Source organism: Streptomyces sp. NPDC048269 (genome assembly GCF_040652395.1).
GTDB lineage: Bacteria > Actinomycetota > Actinomycetes > Streptomycetales > Streptomycetaceae > Streptomyces.
In genome coordinates this window covers 1-14,093 of sequence record NZ_JBEZLW010000040.1, presented here as the reverse complement: position 1 = coordinate 14,093, position 14,093 = coordinate 1, and the positions used below count along the sequence as shown (strand labels likewise).

Below are 14,093 nucleotides of genomic sequence, written 5' to 3'. Positions count from 1 at the left end.
GACGGGCGTCCGGACGGGCAGCCAGCCACCGTGGCCCGTCCCGCCCCCCGCCCACAGAGCCGGCTCGCGGCGTCCGCCGCGCCCGCCGGGCCCGTCCGTACGCCGTCCGCCCGGCATGCTCTCGTCGCCGGATCCGTCGGCAACTTCGTGGAATGGTACGAGTTCGGCGTCTACGGCTCCTTCGCGACCGTCATCGCGGCCCGCTTCTTCACGCCCGACGGCGGTGACCGGGCCCAGGCGCTCATCGCGACCTACGCCGCCTTCGCCATCGCCTTCTTCTTCCGCCCGCTGGGCGCACTGGTCTTCGGGCGGCTCGCGGACCGGGCGGGCCGCCGGCCGGCGCTCGTCCTCGCCGTCTCCCTGATGACCGTCGCGACCACCCTGATCGGAGTACTGCCCGCGTACTCCACCGCCGGCGCCGTCGCACCGTGGCTGCTCACCCTGCTGCGCAGTGTCCAAGGCTTGTCCGCCGGGGGCGAGTTCGGCGGAGCGGTGAGCCTCCTCACCGAGAGCGCACCGCCGGGCCGGCGCGGCCGCCACGGTGCCTGGCAGTCGTTCACCGTCGCGCTCGGGCTCCTCACGGGCGCGGGCGTCGCCACCGGCCTGGCGACCCTGCTCTCCGAGAGCGCCCTGTACGCCTGGGGCTGGCGCATCCCCTTCCTGTCCGCCCTGCCGCTGGGCGCCGCGGCCCTGTGGCTGCGGCTGCGACTGCCGGAGACCGGGGCGCCCGGTGCCGAGGCCGCACCCACCGGACAGGGGCGGCCCCGGGACGCCGAGCCCGAGACCACCGTCACCCCGGGCCGGGCGGCCACCCCGGGCCGGGCAGACCCCTCGGGCGCGGCCGGTACGACCCGCGCCGTCGTCCTCGGCATCGGCCGGATCATGGGGTGGTCCGCGGCCGGATACACCTTCCTTGTCGTCCTGCCCTCCTACCTCCAGGCGACCCTGCACGCCACCTTCCAGCAGGCCCTGGCCGCCACTTTCATCGCCAACCTCGGGTTCGCCGCCGCGATCCTCCCCGCCGGGACACTCAGCGACCGGATCGGGCGGCGTACCGTCATGCTCGCCGGCTCCGTCCTCGTCGTCCTGACCGCCGTGCCGGTCCTGCACCTGCTGCGCGACCCCACCACCTCCGTCGCGGTGAAGGCCCCACTGCTGGCGGCGGCCGGCGCGATGATCGGACTCCTGGCCGGCCCGGGCCCAGCCCTGCTCGCCGAGATGTTCCCGACCCGCGTCCGCAGCACGGGCCTCGGCCTGGCCTACGCGCTCTCCAACGCCGTCTTCTCCGGATGCGCGGGCCTGATCATCACCACGCTGGTACGGCACACCGGCAGCCCGGACCTTCCCGCCCTCTACGCGGCGGGCGCCTGCGCACTGTCCGTACCCGCCCTGCTCACCCTGCGCCCCGACGACCACCTGAGGCCCCTGCGATGACCCACCCCGCCGCGACGCCCTCACCGGCGACGCCGCCGACCACCGTGATCGGGCTGATGTCCGGCACGTCCTGCGACGCCGTCGACGCAGCGGCCGCCCGCCTCACGTGCGACGGCCCCGAACTGTGCCTGACCCCGCTCGGCATGGTCAGCGAGCCGTACGACGAGGAACTGCGCCACGCGCTGGCGGCAGCGCTCCCGCCCGGTCGCACCACCCTCGCCGACGTGTGCCGCCTCGACACCCGCATCGGGCAGTCCTTCGCCCGTGTCGCCACCCGGGCCAACCGTGAACTCTGCGCGGGCCGTGCCGAGTTGATCGCCTCCCACGGCCAGACCGTCTTCCATTGGGCGGAGGGCGGCCTGGTCCACGGCACCCTGCAGCTCGGCGAACCCGCGTGGATCGCGGAGGCGACCGGACTCCCCGTCGTCGCCGGCTTCCGGACCAGGGACATCGCCGCCGGCGGGCAGGGCGCGCCCCTGATCGGCCTCATCGACCGCATGCTGCTCCGCGGACACCCCGGTGTACCGGCTGCGCTGAACGTCGGCGGCATCGCCAACGCCACCGTGCTCACCCGGGACGGGATTCCGGCCGCCTTCGACTCCGGGCCCGGCAACGCCCTACTCGACGCCGCCGCCCGCCACCTCACCGACGGGCGCCTCGACCGCGACACCGACGGCCGCCTGGCAGCCCGCGGCACCGTCCACCGGCCGCTGCTCGACCGCCTGCTCGCCGAGCCCTACTACGCTCTGCCCGCGCCCAAGACCACCGGCCGGGAGCTGTTCCACTCCGGCTACCTGCGCTCCGCCCTGGACGCGGTCGGCCCGGTCCCGGCCCCCGATGTCCTGGCCACCCTCACCCGGCTCACCGCCCGCACCGTCGCCGACGCGCTGCGCCCCTACGGAGTCACCGAGGTGCTCGCCTCCGGCGGCGGCACGCGCAACCCCGTCCTGATGGCCGTGCTCGGGCAGGAACTCGGCGCCGCGGTACGGCTGCGCACCTCGGAAGCCCTCGGGCTGCCCAGCGCCGCCAAGGAGGCGTACGCCTTCGCTGTGCTGGGCTACCTCACCCTGCACGGCCTCCCGGGCACCGTGCCGCAGTGCACGGGCGCGGCGGGCCCCCGGGTCCTCGGCTCCCTCACCCCGGGCCGTACCCCGCTGCGCCTGCCCACGCCGCTCACGGAGGCGCCCCGCACCCTGACGGTCACCCCGCCACGGACCGCCTCGCGGCTGCCCGCGACCGTGCCCTGACCCGGACTCCTCACCAGCCCGCCGGGTCCACGGGCGAAGCGTCGCCCTCTCGTGCCCTGGCGGTGATCATCAGACCGGCGATCAGACCCGCGAGCAGCAGGGCCCCGCCCGCCCACCACAGGGTGCTGACGTAGCCGCGCAGCAGGGCGCCCGCGATGGGCCCCGACGGCCATGACGAATCGCGCAGGCGGGCGACGACGACGCTGCTGAGCAGCGCCGAGCCGATGGCGCCGCCCACGTACTGGGCCATGGTGAGGGTCGCCGAGGTCGCGCCGGAGGCCTGCGGGACGACGCCGGCGGTCGCGGTGGCGTAGACCGGCATGAGAGCCAGGCCGATGCCGAAGCCGGTGAGGAGCATCCCGGGCAGGACGTGAGTCGCGTACGCGCCCTCGGTCTTGAGGCCGGTCAGGAGCAACAGTCCGAGAGCCGTGGTCACCAGGCCCGCCACGATCAGGACGCGGGGCGCCGTGCGGTGCAGCAGGCGGGCGGAGACCTGGGTCGAGCCGATGACGATCGCGGCGACCATGGGCAGGAAGGACACGCCGGTCATGGCCGGTGCGTAGCCGAGGACGCTCTGCAGGTAGAAGGTCAGGGGCGGGAACGAGGCGACGATCCCGACGCCGGCCAGGAACAGGGCGAGGATGCAGCCGATGCGGTCGCGGGCCGTGACCCCGCCGTACGGCGAAGTGCGCGGGCCCGCCATCCGGGTCTGCCACCACAGGAAGGCCCCGACCAGGACGACGCCCCCCACGAGCAGGGCCAGGACCAGCGGGTCGGTCCAGCCGCGCGGCTCGGCCTCGGTGAGCCCGTAGGTGAGGGCGGCGAGCCCGCCGGTGCCGAGCAGCACCCCGAGCCCGTCGAAGCGGGCTCCGGCGCGGCCGGGGCGGTCGTGCACCAGGGTGAGCGCGCCGACCAGGGCGATCAAGGCGAGCGGGACGACGGCGTACTGGGCCGAGCGCCAGCCCAGGAGCTCGACGAGCCAGCCGCCCGTGAGGAGCCCGAGCGCCGAACCGCCGCCCGCGATCGAGGCGTAGATCCCGAAGGCCCTGCCGCGCTCCTTCGGGTCGGTGAAGCCGGTGGCCACCAGGGCCAGCGCGGACGGTGTCAACAGCGCGCCGAAGACGCCCTGCAAGGCGCGCGCCCAGACCAGCATGCCGGAGTCGCCGGCCGAGCCGCCGAGCGCGGAGGCGGCCGCGTACCCGGCCAGGCCGATGATGAACAGGAGTTTGCGCCCCACGAGGTCCGCGAGGTGTCCGCCGAGCAGCACCAGGCCGCCGAAGGCGAACACGTACGCCTTGAACATCGAGCCCAGACCGCTGGCGGGAAGGTTGAGGTCGGCCTGGACGGCCGGGACCGCCATGTTGAAGGTCGTCGCTTCGAGCAGCACCATCAGCTGCGCCAGGGCGATCACCGCCAGGCCCCACCAGCGCCTGGGGTGCGGGGCGGCCGAGTCCTTGGGGCCGGGCGGAGGCGGGGGAGCGGACCAGGCGCCGGGGGGTGGGCCCGGGGGCGGTCCGAATCCCTGAGCGGGGACCGAGTGCGCCGGGGCCGTCGCGGCGTATGCGGGCGGAGCGGGCAGCGGCTGCGCCGGGGGCTGGGCCTGCGCGGGCGGGACGCGGGGGTCCGGCTGGGCAGCGGGTGTCCCGGCGGGGGCGCCGGTGGGGGAGTCGGCGGGGGCTCCGGCGCGTGTTGGCGGGGCGTAGTCCAGCAGCTGGGCCGCGTGACGGCCGAGTTGTGCCAGTACCGTGCCCGGCAGCCACTCCGCGGCCTGATCCGTCGCCGTGCGCGCGGCCACCTGCTCGGGGGTGGGCCGTCTCGCCGGGTCCTTGTGCAGACATTCGCCTACGAGTCCGGCCAGCGTCTCCGGTACGCCGGTCAGGTCCGCCTCCTCCTCGGCGATCCTGAAGAGGTGGGCGTTCAGGCCGGTGTCCTTGGCGCCGAACAGGAGGCGCCCGGTGGCCGCGTAGACGAGGACGGCACCGAGACAGAAGACGTCGCTGGCGGGGGTGAGTTCAAGGCCGCGGACCTGTTCCGGTGACATGAAGCCGGGGGAGCCGATCAGCATGCCGGTGTGGGTGTGCAGGCTGTCCCCGGCGAGGCTGTCCATCGCCCGGGCGATGCCGAAGTCGATGACGCGCGGGCCGTCGACGGTGACGAGGACGTTGGACGGCTTGAGGTCACGATGGATCAGGCCCGCCTTGTGCACGGCCTGCAGGGCGACGGCGAGGCGGTTGGCGAGGGTGTGCACCGAGTGCTCGGGCAACGGCCCGAAGTCCTTGGCGACCACGGTGTGCAGGTCGGGCCCCGGGATGTACTGGGTGGCCACCCAGGGCACGGCGGCCTCGGGGTCGGCGTCGAGGACGGCCGCCGTCCAACTCCCGCCCACCCGCCGAGCGGCGGCCACTTCACGAGCGAAGCGCCGCCGGAACTCGGGGTGTCCGGCGTACTCGGCCTGCACGACCTTCACGGCCACGGTGCGGCCGCCCTCGGAGCGACCCAGATAGACCAGGCCCATTCCGCCCGCGCCCAGCCGGGCGATCAGACGGTACGGGCCTATGCGGGTCGGGTCTCCGGCGATCAACTGGTCCACGAGAGCAAGTTAGTACAGCCGTCCAGCACGGGCGGAGCCATCAGCCAAATCGTTCCCGGGTGCTGTGCGTACCGCTGTGCGTACCGCTGTGCATGCCGCTGTGCATACTGCTGGGCATGACGTCCACGATCGCCATCCGCCTCCACCTGATGATCACGTTCGTGCTGGTGACGTGCGGCGCGGTCAGCGGGGCCTGCTTCGGTCTTCTCCTGGGCGGCCGGATGACGGCCGTGGTCGCCGGAGGCGCGGCCGGCCTCGGTGCGGGGATCGGCTCCTTCCTCTCCCGCCGTCAGGTGGTGGACTTCTTCCGGCCCGAGCGCGGTCTCGCCCGGGCCGACGGGTACGCGGAGGGGATCGCCGACGCGGTCCTCGTGAGCATCGCGACCTACCAGTCCGCGGTCTTTCCGCTCACCCCGGACGGTGTGACCGAGGCGGAACGCGACGCCCGCCGCACCGTCGCCTACCGGGTCTCCGCCTACGACGGTCTGCCCCTTGCCGTACGGGTGTCGGCGGCCGCCGCTCTGGAAGCCGTCGACCAGGGCCTGGACGCCGAGCGCGCCCGGGCAGCGATGAAGGCCTTGTCCCTCACGGTTTACGACCACCGCCGCGGCCGCTGAACCCGTGCGGCCCGTAGGGCCTCGGCTCACGGCAGCCGAACGCCGCCTGGCCGGCCTTCAGTTGGACACGGGCGGAGTCGGGGAAGGGGGCTACGGCTACGGCTACGGCCGGGCGGTCCTCGCCGGGTCTGGCGCTCCGTAGGCCGGTCAGCGGGTCAGCCGTTCAGCGACTGCATCAGCTCGGGGGCGTAGCGGTCGCCCGATGCCACCCCGTGCGGTGCCACGGCGTCGATGGCGGCCAGGTCCGCGTCACTGATCGTCACGGCGGCAGCGGCGATGTTCTCCTCCAGGTAGCGGCGGCGCTTGGTGCCCGGGATGGGCACCGCGCCCTGGCGCAGGGTCCAGGCCAGCGCGAGCTGCGAGGGCGTGACGCCCTTCGCGGCGGCGAGGCGCCGCACCTGGTCGACGACGGCCAGGTTGCGGTGGAAATTCTCGCCCTGGAACCGGGGGTCGGTGCGGCGGAAGTCGTCGGCGGCGAAGTCGTCCGGGCTGGTGATGGCCCCGGAGAGGAAACCCCGGCCGAGCGGGGAGTAGGCCACGAGCCCGATGCCCAGCTCGCGCAGGGTGTCGAGGACGCCGTCGTGCTCGATGCCGCGCTCGAAGAGGCTGTACTCGGTCTGTACGGCGGCCAGCGGGTGCACGGCGTGGGCGCGGGCGATGGTGGAGGGCGCGGCCTCGCACAGGCCGATGTGGCGGACCTTGCCGGCGGCGACGAGCTCGGCCAGGGCGCCCACGCTCTCCTCGACGGGCACGTTCGGGTCGATGCGGTGCAGGTAGTAGAGATCGATGTGGTCGGTGCCCAGGTGGCGCAGGGAGCGGTCGGCCGAGCGCCGGATGTACTCGGGGGTCGCGTTGTGGCCGCGCAAGGCGCCGCCGTCGGTGAACTCGATGCCGGTCTTCGTGGCGATCACGGCGGCGTCGCGGCGGCCGGCCAGCGCCTTGCCGAGAAGCTGCTCGTTGAGGAACGGGCCGTAGCCCTCGGCGGTGTCGAGCAGCGTGACGCCCAGTTCCAGGGCGCGGTCGATGGTGGCGAGGGACTCGGTCTCGTCCGTGGCTCCGTAATGGGCGCTCATGCCCATCAGGCCGAGGCCTTCGGCGCCGACCTTCAGTCCCTGGCCGCCCAGTGCGCGGATCTCCATCGTTGTCTCCCTGATAAGTAACTAACTGGATAGATAGACCATGCACCACGCCTGCGGGTCATGTCAATAACCAGATAGTTACTTGTTAGGGTGTGGGGCATGGCACGGGATTCCAGCGCGACCAAGGCCCGTCTTCTCGACGCGGCCTTCTCCGAGTTCGCCACGTACGGCATCGCGGGGGCGCGGGTGGACCGCATCGCCGAGGCCGCGCAGGCGAACAAGCGGCTCATCTACGTCTACTACGGCAACAAGGAGCAGCTCTTCGACGCCGTGCTCCAGCAGGCCCTGGAGACGGGCTCGGAGTCCGTGCCCTTCGACGCCGACGACCTGCCCGGCTACGCGGGCGACGTCTTCGACCACCTCGTCGCGCGGCCGGCGCTGATGCGACTGGTGCTGTGGAAGCAGCTGGAGCGTCCGGGGACCACGGACGCGACGGCGGCCTCCTATCAGGGCAAGATCGCGGCTGTGGGGCAGGCCCAGGAGGCGGGCCGGATCGACGCCGGGATGGACGCCACCGATGTCCTGACGCTGGTGATTGCCCTGTCGCAGGCGTGGTTCGGCGCGGTGGGGGGTCCGGCGGCCGGCCGCACGGGCACCGACTGGACGCCCGAGCAGCTCGCCCGCCACCGGGCGGCCGTGGTGGAGTCCGTACGCCGGATCACCGCACCGTCCGGGGACCAGGTGCCGTCGTCCGAATAGCTCCGGCCGGGCCCGCGCCCTCGACGGCAGCGCCCAAGGGCTGTCCCGTGATCCCCGGCGGGCGTACGACGTCGGCTACGGCCCTCGCTGCGTTGTCGGAACGCCCGTACGCCCAGTACGGGGGCGCCCCTCCGCCGTGCGATGCACCGCATCTGACGCCGTGCGCTGACCCTCAGGGGATTACGGGACGGCCCTTGGAGTGCATCCTGCCCGTCCCGCAGTGCGCGACCGAGGGCCTGCTCGCCGCGGAAGCCGAGCGCGCCGGTGTGCGCGTGCCCCGCGCGACGGCCGTACGGTCCGTCGACGCGCCGACGCCCTGCGCGTCCGCGCCCGCAGCGGCCTCGCCACCCGCGCCTGGACCCTGCGCTCGGCACCCGCCCGCGCCGTACGGGACACGGCCCTGCGCGGCGTCCTCACCCCCCCCGGCCGGGCGCCGCCTGCTCACCGAGACGGTCGCCGGCCCGCGCCCGGCCCGCTCCTGAATCATGACGGCGGTCCGCTCAAGGCCGGCCGCCGACCCGCTTGTCCCTCGGGCCGGCGGCGGGGATCCGTCGTGCCCCGTCAGTCGTCCAGGGCTTGCAGGACCTTGCCGAGGTCCACGAACTTGAAGCCGGTGGCGGTGCGCGCCGTGGCCTGCGGCGTCTCCCGGCCGTCCTGGACGACGAGGAGGCCCTTGGGGTACTTGCTCCCGAGGGGGGCGTTGAGGGCCGCGGCGCCGTCGCACTCCTCGGAGCCGTCCACCGTGCCGGACGCGGGGATGCGGAAGCCGCCCTCGTACTCGTTGTCCTCGTCGATCTCACGGTCGTAGGCCGCGAAGGTGTTGTCGCCCTGGCTCGACGCGAGCAGGTAACCGTCGCCGTCAGGCTGCGAGATCAGGGTGAGCCCTTCGACGTCGGCGGCGAGCCGACGGCCACCGAATCCGGGGTCGGGCCCCGGCGCGCACTCTTCGGTCTCCTCGTCGTAGGTGCCGGGCCGCCCGTACTCGCGGACCTTGTCGATCAGTTGCGGGGCCGCCGTGAGGTCGGCCCGCAGGCGCCAGATGCCGATGTCCTCCTGGCCGGCGTAGAGGGTGCCGTCGGCCGGGTCGACCACCATGCCTTCGACCTGGGGCAGTTCACCGGGTTCCGCGCACGGTGACCAGGAAGCGCCGTTGGGCAGGCGGAAGGAGGAAGGCAGGTCGAGAGTGCGGATCTTGCGGTAGTCGACGGTGCCGGTGCCGGTGCCGGTGGCCACGAGTTCGAGCAGGGCGATGGTGGTGGTCTCGCGCCGGCTGACGAGGGCGTAGGCGCGGCCGGTGGTCCGGTCGGTCCACGTGGCGAGGCCGTAGGCCGTCCGCTGCTCGTTGACCTCGGCCTGGTCGGCGGAGAAGACCGGCCGGACCGACGGGTCGGTGACGTCGGTGAGCGGCCCGCCGGGCCGGGCGGCGTCGATGCGGTAGAAGCGAAGCCGGTCGTTGCCGCGGTCGCTGATCACGGCCAGGTCGGCGCGGCCCGTCGAAAGCCGCAGACCGTGGACGAGGTCCACGTTGTTGAAGCGGCCGGGCGCGTCGCCGGGTGCCGGGCCGCTCGGCGCGGGCACGGCCTGGACCTGCTGGGCGTCGAGGTCGTAGACCCGCAGCCCTCCCTCCTTGGCCGTTGCCACGACGAGACTACGGCCGGGATCCGCCGCGTTGCGCCAGATCGCCGGGTCGTCGGCGTTCGCGTTGCCGCCGGCCTCGTCGTCGTACAGGGCGGCGGTCTCGGCCCGGGCGGTGACGGCCGGCAGCGAGGCGGTGCGAGAGGTGTGGGCCTGCGCGGGCACGGTCGCGGTGAGCGCCGCGAGGGCGACGAGGCCGGCGAGCACGCGCGACCGCCGGGTGCGGGGGAGGGGCACGAAGTGGCTCCTTCACGTCGGGAACGGATCGTGACCACGATCGGCACGCCTCGTGACCGGTGCCCGAGCACACAGTCATCCCCGGTTGGCCTTGACGTGAACACTTCATCGGGCGAGCCGGCGAGCGGGCGGCCGAGTACGAACCGGCAACGGAGCGCAGGGAAATGGGAGCACCGGGAACGGACAACCGGGGAACCGCACCGTACGCGGGCTTCGTCGTGCCGGTCGTGATTGACATTACCGACCTTTCCGTCGAGCAGCTCGCCGACGCCTGGCAGCACATCCGCGACACGTCCCCGGCGGAGGAGGCGGATCCCTTCGTCCTGGACTGCGCGCGCAGGCTCTCCGCCGACCCCGGCGGAGAGCAGTCGCGTGTATGGGTCTCCGGGCTGCTGGCGATGTCGGGCTACCTCGCCTGGCGTCCCGGGCATGCGGCCGAGAGCGCCGCACTCGACGCCCTGCGCGCCGCGGCGAAGGAGCTGGGCAGCAGGGCCTGCGCGCACGAGGACCACCCGTACGAGGTCGAGATGGACTCGATGGAGGACGAGATCCGGCTGGGTGACAACGGACTGCTGACCGGCGAACTTCCGGCACAGGACGGCGACATCGACCCCGCTCGGGTGCTGTGCCCGGGCAACGCGGCGGGCTGGGCGCGCCTCGCCGTGGACGTGATCGCCCCGCTCACCGTCCGTCGGATCCCCGTGGGTGCGCCGAAGTACCACCACAGTTGCATCAGCACCCTGTCGGGCATCGTGAACGACTACCCCTACTGCGATCCGCACGAGGTGCTGACCGACGAGGCCGCCTGCCTTCCCGCCCGGCCGACCCGCGGAGTGCTGGCCGGCTACCTCGTGACCATGAACGCGACCTGCTGGTACGCGGCGTCGGAGCGGATCACCGAACGCTCGGTGCTCGACGCGATGATCAAGGGAGTCGAGGCCGCCGCGGCGCTGCTGGCAGACGGTCCGTGCGCCCACGGCCCCGGTGAGCATCCCGGCACCGACGATCCGGACCACACGAGCCGGGTCGGCTACCTCCTGCGCAGCCCGGGCGGGCGTGCCGAGATATCCGAGGACCACGGATGGGACGAGGAGGACGAGATGGACGAGGAGGACGCAGAGGGCGATCAGGATCGCGAGGAGGACGGCGGAGCAGGCGAGGACGAGCCCCTGGACGCCTGGGTGTGCCCCGCCTTCCTGCGCGACCTGGCGGCCGAGACGCTCGACACCCTGACGCACGCCCTGGGGCAGTTCGAGGACTTGCCGACCGGGAGCGGGGACGGCGCCTGACGCTCGGCCGCGTGCTCAGCCGGCCGGACCGGCCGCGCGCGGGTCGATCGGTGTGAGAACTCCGAGCCTGTCCTCCACCGCCTGCGCCGCGTCCAGACACAGGTCCTCCCGGAAGGCACGTCCGACGATCTGCACTCCGCAAGGGAGTCCGCCGGCCGTCCCGGTCGGTACGGCCACGGCGGGCACGCCCACGAAGCTGGTCACCGTGCACAGGCGCATTCCCGAGGCGACCCGGTCCCGGCCCGCCCTGTCGCGTGACTCCAGCCCCGGCTCGACCGGCGGCTCGGTGAAGGACGGGCCGAGCACGAGCGGGTACTCGTGCAGGAATTCGGCCCATGAGCGGCGGATGTTCAGCCAGGTGCCCATCAGCTTCACCAACTCGTCCGCACTCGCGGGCGGGGTCTGCTCCATCGCCATCTCGATGTAGCGGTCCCTGCCCGTGCCGAGCAGTTCCCGCACCGCCGGCCAGGTCGGGGCGAACTCGGTCACCGTGATCCGGCCGTACGCGTCGAGGGCCTCGTCCAGCCTCGGTACGTCCTGCACCTCGCGCACGTCGTACCCGGCGGCGCGCAGTGCGTCGGCCGCGGTCCCGACGGCCGCGCGGACATCGGGGTGGACGCCGTGCCCGCCGGGGTCCGCCACGACCGCGACCTTCACCGGGCCGCGGAGGGGTTCGCCGTACGCGGGCACCGGCACGGCCCGGGGGTCGCGCGGGTCGGTGCCCGCCAGCACCTCGTACGCCAGCCTCAGGTCGCCCACGGTACGGGCCAACGGGCCGTCGGTGACCAGCATCTGGGATGCCGGGCCGGGGTCGTCCGGACCGAGGAGACGGTGGTCGGCGGGGAAGCGCCCGGTGGTCGGTTTCAGTCCCGCCACACCGCAGAACTGGGCCGGAACGCGGATCGAGCCACCGGAGTCGTTGCCCAGGCCGAGCGCCGCCATGCCCGTGGCGACGGCCACCGCGTCGCCGCCGCTGGTGCCACCCGGCGTCCGGCCGGGGTCCCAGGGGTTGGCCGTGTCGCCGAACAGCTCGCTGCGCGTGTGCATCCCGGCCAGGATCAGGGTGGGCATGTTGCTGTGCCCGATCGGTACGGCTCCGGCGGCGCGCAGCCGGGCCACCGGGGGAGCGTCGGCAGGCGCCACCAGATCGCGGAAGCGCTTCACGCCGAACGTGGTCGGCACGCCTTGGACCGCGGTGGTCTCCTTCACCGTGAACGGCACGCCCGCGAGCGGCCCCAGCACCTCACCGGCGGCCCGTCGGCGGTCGGTGTCCGCCGCGGCCTCGCGCGCACGCTCCGCCAGCAGCTGCGTGACCGCGTTCACCTGCGGGTTGACGGCGGCGATCCGCTCCAGGTGGCTCTCGACCAGTTCGCCGGCCGACACTTCGCCGCTCCGCACGGCTTCCGCCTGCGCGGCGGCGGACTTCTGCCACAACTCCTCGTGCACGACTCGCACGCTCCTGTCCTCACCTTTGTTCCGATGCGTCTGCATCGGAACAATAGCCCGTGTTTCGATGCGAGCGCATCGAATAGAGTGGGCCGCAACGACAGCGGAGCGGACGCGGTGCAACAGGGAGGCGACCGGGCATGCCCAAGCAGGTGGACCACGAGGGCCGACGACGTGTCATCGCCGACGCCGTCTGCCACCTCGCCGACGAACGCGGACTGGAGGGCGTGACCCTGCGCGACGTCGCCGCCCGCGCAGAGGTGTCGATGGGTGCCGTCCAACGGTGCTTTCGCACCAAGGAAGAGATGCTCGTCTTCGCTCTCGGGCACATCGGCGCGCGGATCGGCGAGCGCGTACGGGCCCGTCTCGTCAGCAGTCCGGCCCAGTCGGCCGCTTCCGCCCTGGGCCACGCGGCCACCGAGATCGCACTTCTCCGGGAGGAGAACCGCGCCGAGGCCCGGGTCTGGCTCGCCTTCGTCGCGCAGGCGGCCGTCAGCAAGGCACTCGCCGAGACGCTGAAGGTGAACTACGCGGCGCTGCAGGACACGTTCGCCCGCCTCATCTCGGAAGCCGGCGCGGGCGCCGGCCGCGCGGCGTCCCTCGACGCGCACCACGAGGCCCGCACCCTCCTCGCCCTCGCGGACGGCCTCACCGCGCAGGTCCTCATCGGTCACCTCACTCCCCAGGAGGCCCAGGACGTCCTGCACGCGCACCTGAGCAACCTCTGGAGACCGTAGGAGCCGTACCCGTCCAGGACCCTCTCGTGCAGCAGCTGCGGCAGGAGCACCGCGGTCAGCACTTCGATCGTGTCGCGGTAGGCCCAGGGGCCGGCGCCGAAAACCGGTGGAACAGCGCCGCTGTGCGCAACTACCGTGCTGCCGAACCCAGTCGTCTGGTCAAGGACGTGCCGTTGTACACCCTGTGAGCCCTCCCGAGCGCTGAATCGTCGCGCGTCGCGCATCTGCGCCGCGCTCCTTTTTGCTGCGGACTTCTCACTGAAACCGGTGTACTCCTGTGCTCGAAAACTGGGCGGTCGTGCCCACCTGCCTGCCGCAAGTTATCCGCCGTTGCCACACCTGCGCGTCCGAGCGCTTCCGGGCAAGCGGTAAATTTCGCGTCAACGCGAACCACAAGCTCATCGACGCCTGGCTCCTCGTGTTGTGTGCCGTCTGCGGGGAAACCGAAAAGCTCACCGTCCTGGAGCGGACGAATGTGCGCTCCGTACGGCCTGAGCTCCTCGACCGGCTGCATGCCAACGACCTTGGCCTGACGGCTGAGCTGCTCCAGGATCCGGTCGTGCGGCGCCGTAATCGCATCGCCCTCGACTGGGACAACGCCTGGCGCCTCGACACCGGCGGATCGGATCACCTGGACCGCGAGGTGATCGACGTCTCGGTGCGCTTCGCGGCGCGGATTCCCGTCCGGCCGGTGCGGCTGATCGCTGACGGCTGCGGTCTCTCACGGGCCGAGGCCGAGAGACTGATCACGGAGGGGAAGCTCGTTTCGGCAGCCCGGCTGAGCGGCAAGCTCTCCGGCGACTTCACCTTCACGCTCAAGCGCTGAGCCCCCTCGGGACCAGGGGCTGGTCCGGCGACGTCCGGCGTCCCGCAGCGCCTGGGCGGAAGCGCAGGCGGCGGCCAGGGCGTCCGCGTCCTGCCGCAGACATACAGCAGCTTCGCGCCGTGCCGGATGATGCCGTTGTGTTCCTGGTCGACGCCGGGCAGGAAGCCGGGTACGTCGACGAGGGTGACCAGCGGAAT

At 73.1% G+C, this 14,093-nt stretch carries 11 protein-coding genes and 1 pseudogene; 7 read left to right on the top strand and 5 right to left on the bottom strand.

The window, feature by feature from the left end:
* Positions 1-30: 30 nt before the first annotated feature.
* Both AB0D48_RS29740 and AB0D48_RS29735 read left to right on the top strand, forming a co-directional pair.
* Positions 31-1,434, top strand: a complete 1,404-nt coding sequence (locus AB0D48_RS29740) for an MFS transporter (protein ID WP_362403644.1) — start codon at positions 31-33, stop codon at positions 1,432-1,434.
* Entirely contained in the window at positions 1,431-2,681 is a 1,251-nt protein-coding gene (locus AB0D48_RS29735) for an anhydro-N-acetylmuramic acid kinase (protein ID WP_362403640.1), read from the top strand. The genes AB0D48_RS29740 and AB0D48_RS29735 overlap by 4 nt, the downstream gene beginning before the upstream one ends.
* Before the next feature lie 10 nt (positions 2,682-2,691).
* Here AB0D48_RS29735 and AB0D48_RS29730 read toward each other — a convergent pair whose 3' ends face one another.
* Entirely contained in the window at positions 2,692-5,271 is a 2,580-nt protein-coding gene (locus tag AB0D48_RS29730) for an MDR family MFS transporter (protein WP_362403637.1), read from the bottom strand.
* Positions 5,272-5,387: 116 nt separating this feature from the next.
* Here AB0D48_RS29730 and AB0D48_RS29725 point away from each other — a divergent pair, with 116 nt between their 5' ends.
* A complete protein-coding gene (locus tag AB0D48_RS29725) occupies positions 5,388-5,888 on the top strand; it encodes a hypothetical protein (protein ID WP_362403634.1) in 501 nt (166 codons plus the stop codon).
* 155 nt (positions 5,889-6,043) lie between these two features.
* On the opposite strand, the gene AB0D48_RS29720 is transcribed toward AB0D48_RS29725, so the two are convergent.
* Positions 6,044-7,027, bottom strand: a complete 984-nt coding sequence (locus AB0D48_RS29720; RefSeq protein ID WP_362403631.1) for an aldo/keto reductase — start codon at positions 7,025-7,027, stop codon at positions 6,044-6,046.
* Positions 7,028-7,126: 99 nt separating this feature from the next.
* On the opposite strand from AB0D48_RS29720, the gene AB0D48_RS29715 reads away from it, so the two are divergent.
* Complete coding sequence (locus AB0D48_RS29715; RefSeq protein ID WP_362403628.1) at positions 7,127-7,726, top strand: TetR family transcriptional regulator; 600 nt, start codon at positions 7,127-7,129, stop codon at positions 7,724-7,726.
* Positions 7,727-8,287: 561 nt separating this feature from the next.
* On the opposite strand, the gene AB0D48_RS29710 is transcribed toward AB0D48_RS29715, so the two are convergent.
* Positions 8,288-9,598, bottom strand: a complete 1,311-nt coding sequence (locus tag AB0D48_RS29710) for a phytase (protein WP_362403625.1) — start codon at positions 9,596-9,598, stop codon at positions 8,288-8,290.
* A gap of 227 nt (positions 9,599-9,825) precedes the next feature.
* Here AB0D48_RS29710 and AB0D48_RS29705 point away from each other — a divergent pair, with 227 nt between their 5' ends.
* Positions 9,826-10,887, top strand: a complete 1,062-nt coding sequence (locus tag AB0D48_RS29705; RefSeq protein WP_362403622.1) for a hypothetical protein — start codon at positions 9,826-9,828, stop codon at positions 10,885-10,887.
* A gap of 15 nt (positions 10,888-10,902) precedes the next feature.
* On the opposite strand, the gene AB0D48_RS29700 is transcribed toward AB0D48_RS29705, so the two are convergent.
* The gene (locus AB0D48_RS29700) at positions 10,903-12,333 is read right to left on the bottom strand and encodes an amidase (RefSeq protein WP_362403743.1); all 1,431 of its coding nucleotides are present in this window, start codon (positions 12,331-12,333) and stop codon (positions 10,903-10,905) included.
* Positions 12,334-12,473: 140 nt separating this feature from the next.
* Here AB0D48_RS29700 and AB0D48_RS29695 point away from each other — a divergent pair, with 140 nt between their 5' ends.
* Positions 12,474-13,070: a TetR/AcrR family transcriptional regulator gene (locus AB0D48_RS29695; protein WP_362403619.1), complete on the top strand. Its 597-nt coding sequence runs from the start codon at positions 12,474-12,476 to the stop codon at positions 13,068-13,070.
* A 277-nt stretch (positions 13,071-13,347) separates the two neighbouring features.
* Complete coding sequence (locus AB0D48_RS29690; RefSeq protein ID WP_362403616.1) at positions 13,348-13,896, top strand: DUF1062 domain-containing protein; 549 nt, start codon at positions 13,348-13,350, stop codon at positions 13,894-13,896.
* Positions 13,897-13,985: 89 nt separating this feature from the next.
* Here the strand turns inward: AB0D48_RS29690 and AB0D48_RS29685 are convergent.
* Positions 13,986-14,093, bottom strand: a pseudogene (locus AB0D48_RS29685) (carboxyl transferase domain-containing protein); the annotation flags it as partial.

Coding starts and splice junctions, on each gene's coding strand:
- AB0D48_RS29735 (WP_362403640.1), top strand. CDS start 1,431: ATGACCCACCCCGCCGCGACGCCCTCACCGGCGACGCCGCCGACCACC.
- AB0D48_RS29725 (WP_362403634.1), top strand. CDS start 5,388: ATGACGTCCACGATCGCCATCCGCCTCCACCTGATGATCACGTTCGTG.
- AB0D48_RS29720 (WP_362403631.1), bottom strand. CDS start 7,027: ATGGAGATCCGCGCACTGGGCGGCCAGGGACTGAAGGTCGGCGCCGAA.
- AB0D48_RS29715 (WP_362403628.1), top strand. CDS start 7,127: ATGGCACGGGATTCCAGCGCGACCAAGGCCCGTCTTCTCGACGCGGCC.
- AB0D48_RS29695 (WP_362403619.1), top strand. CDS start 12,474: ATGCCCAAGCAGGTGGACCACGAGGGCCGACGACGTGTCATCGCCGAC.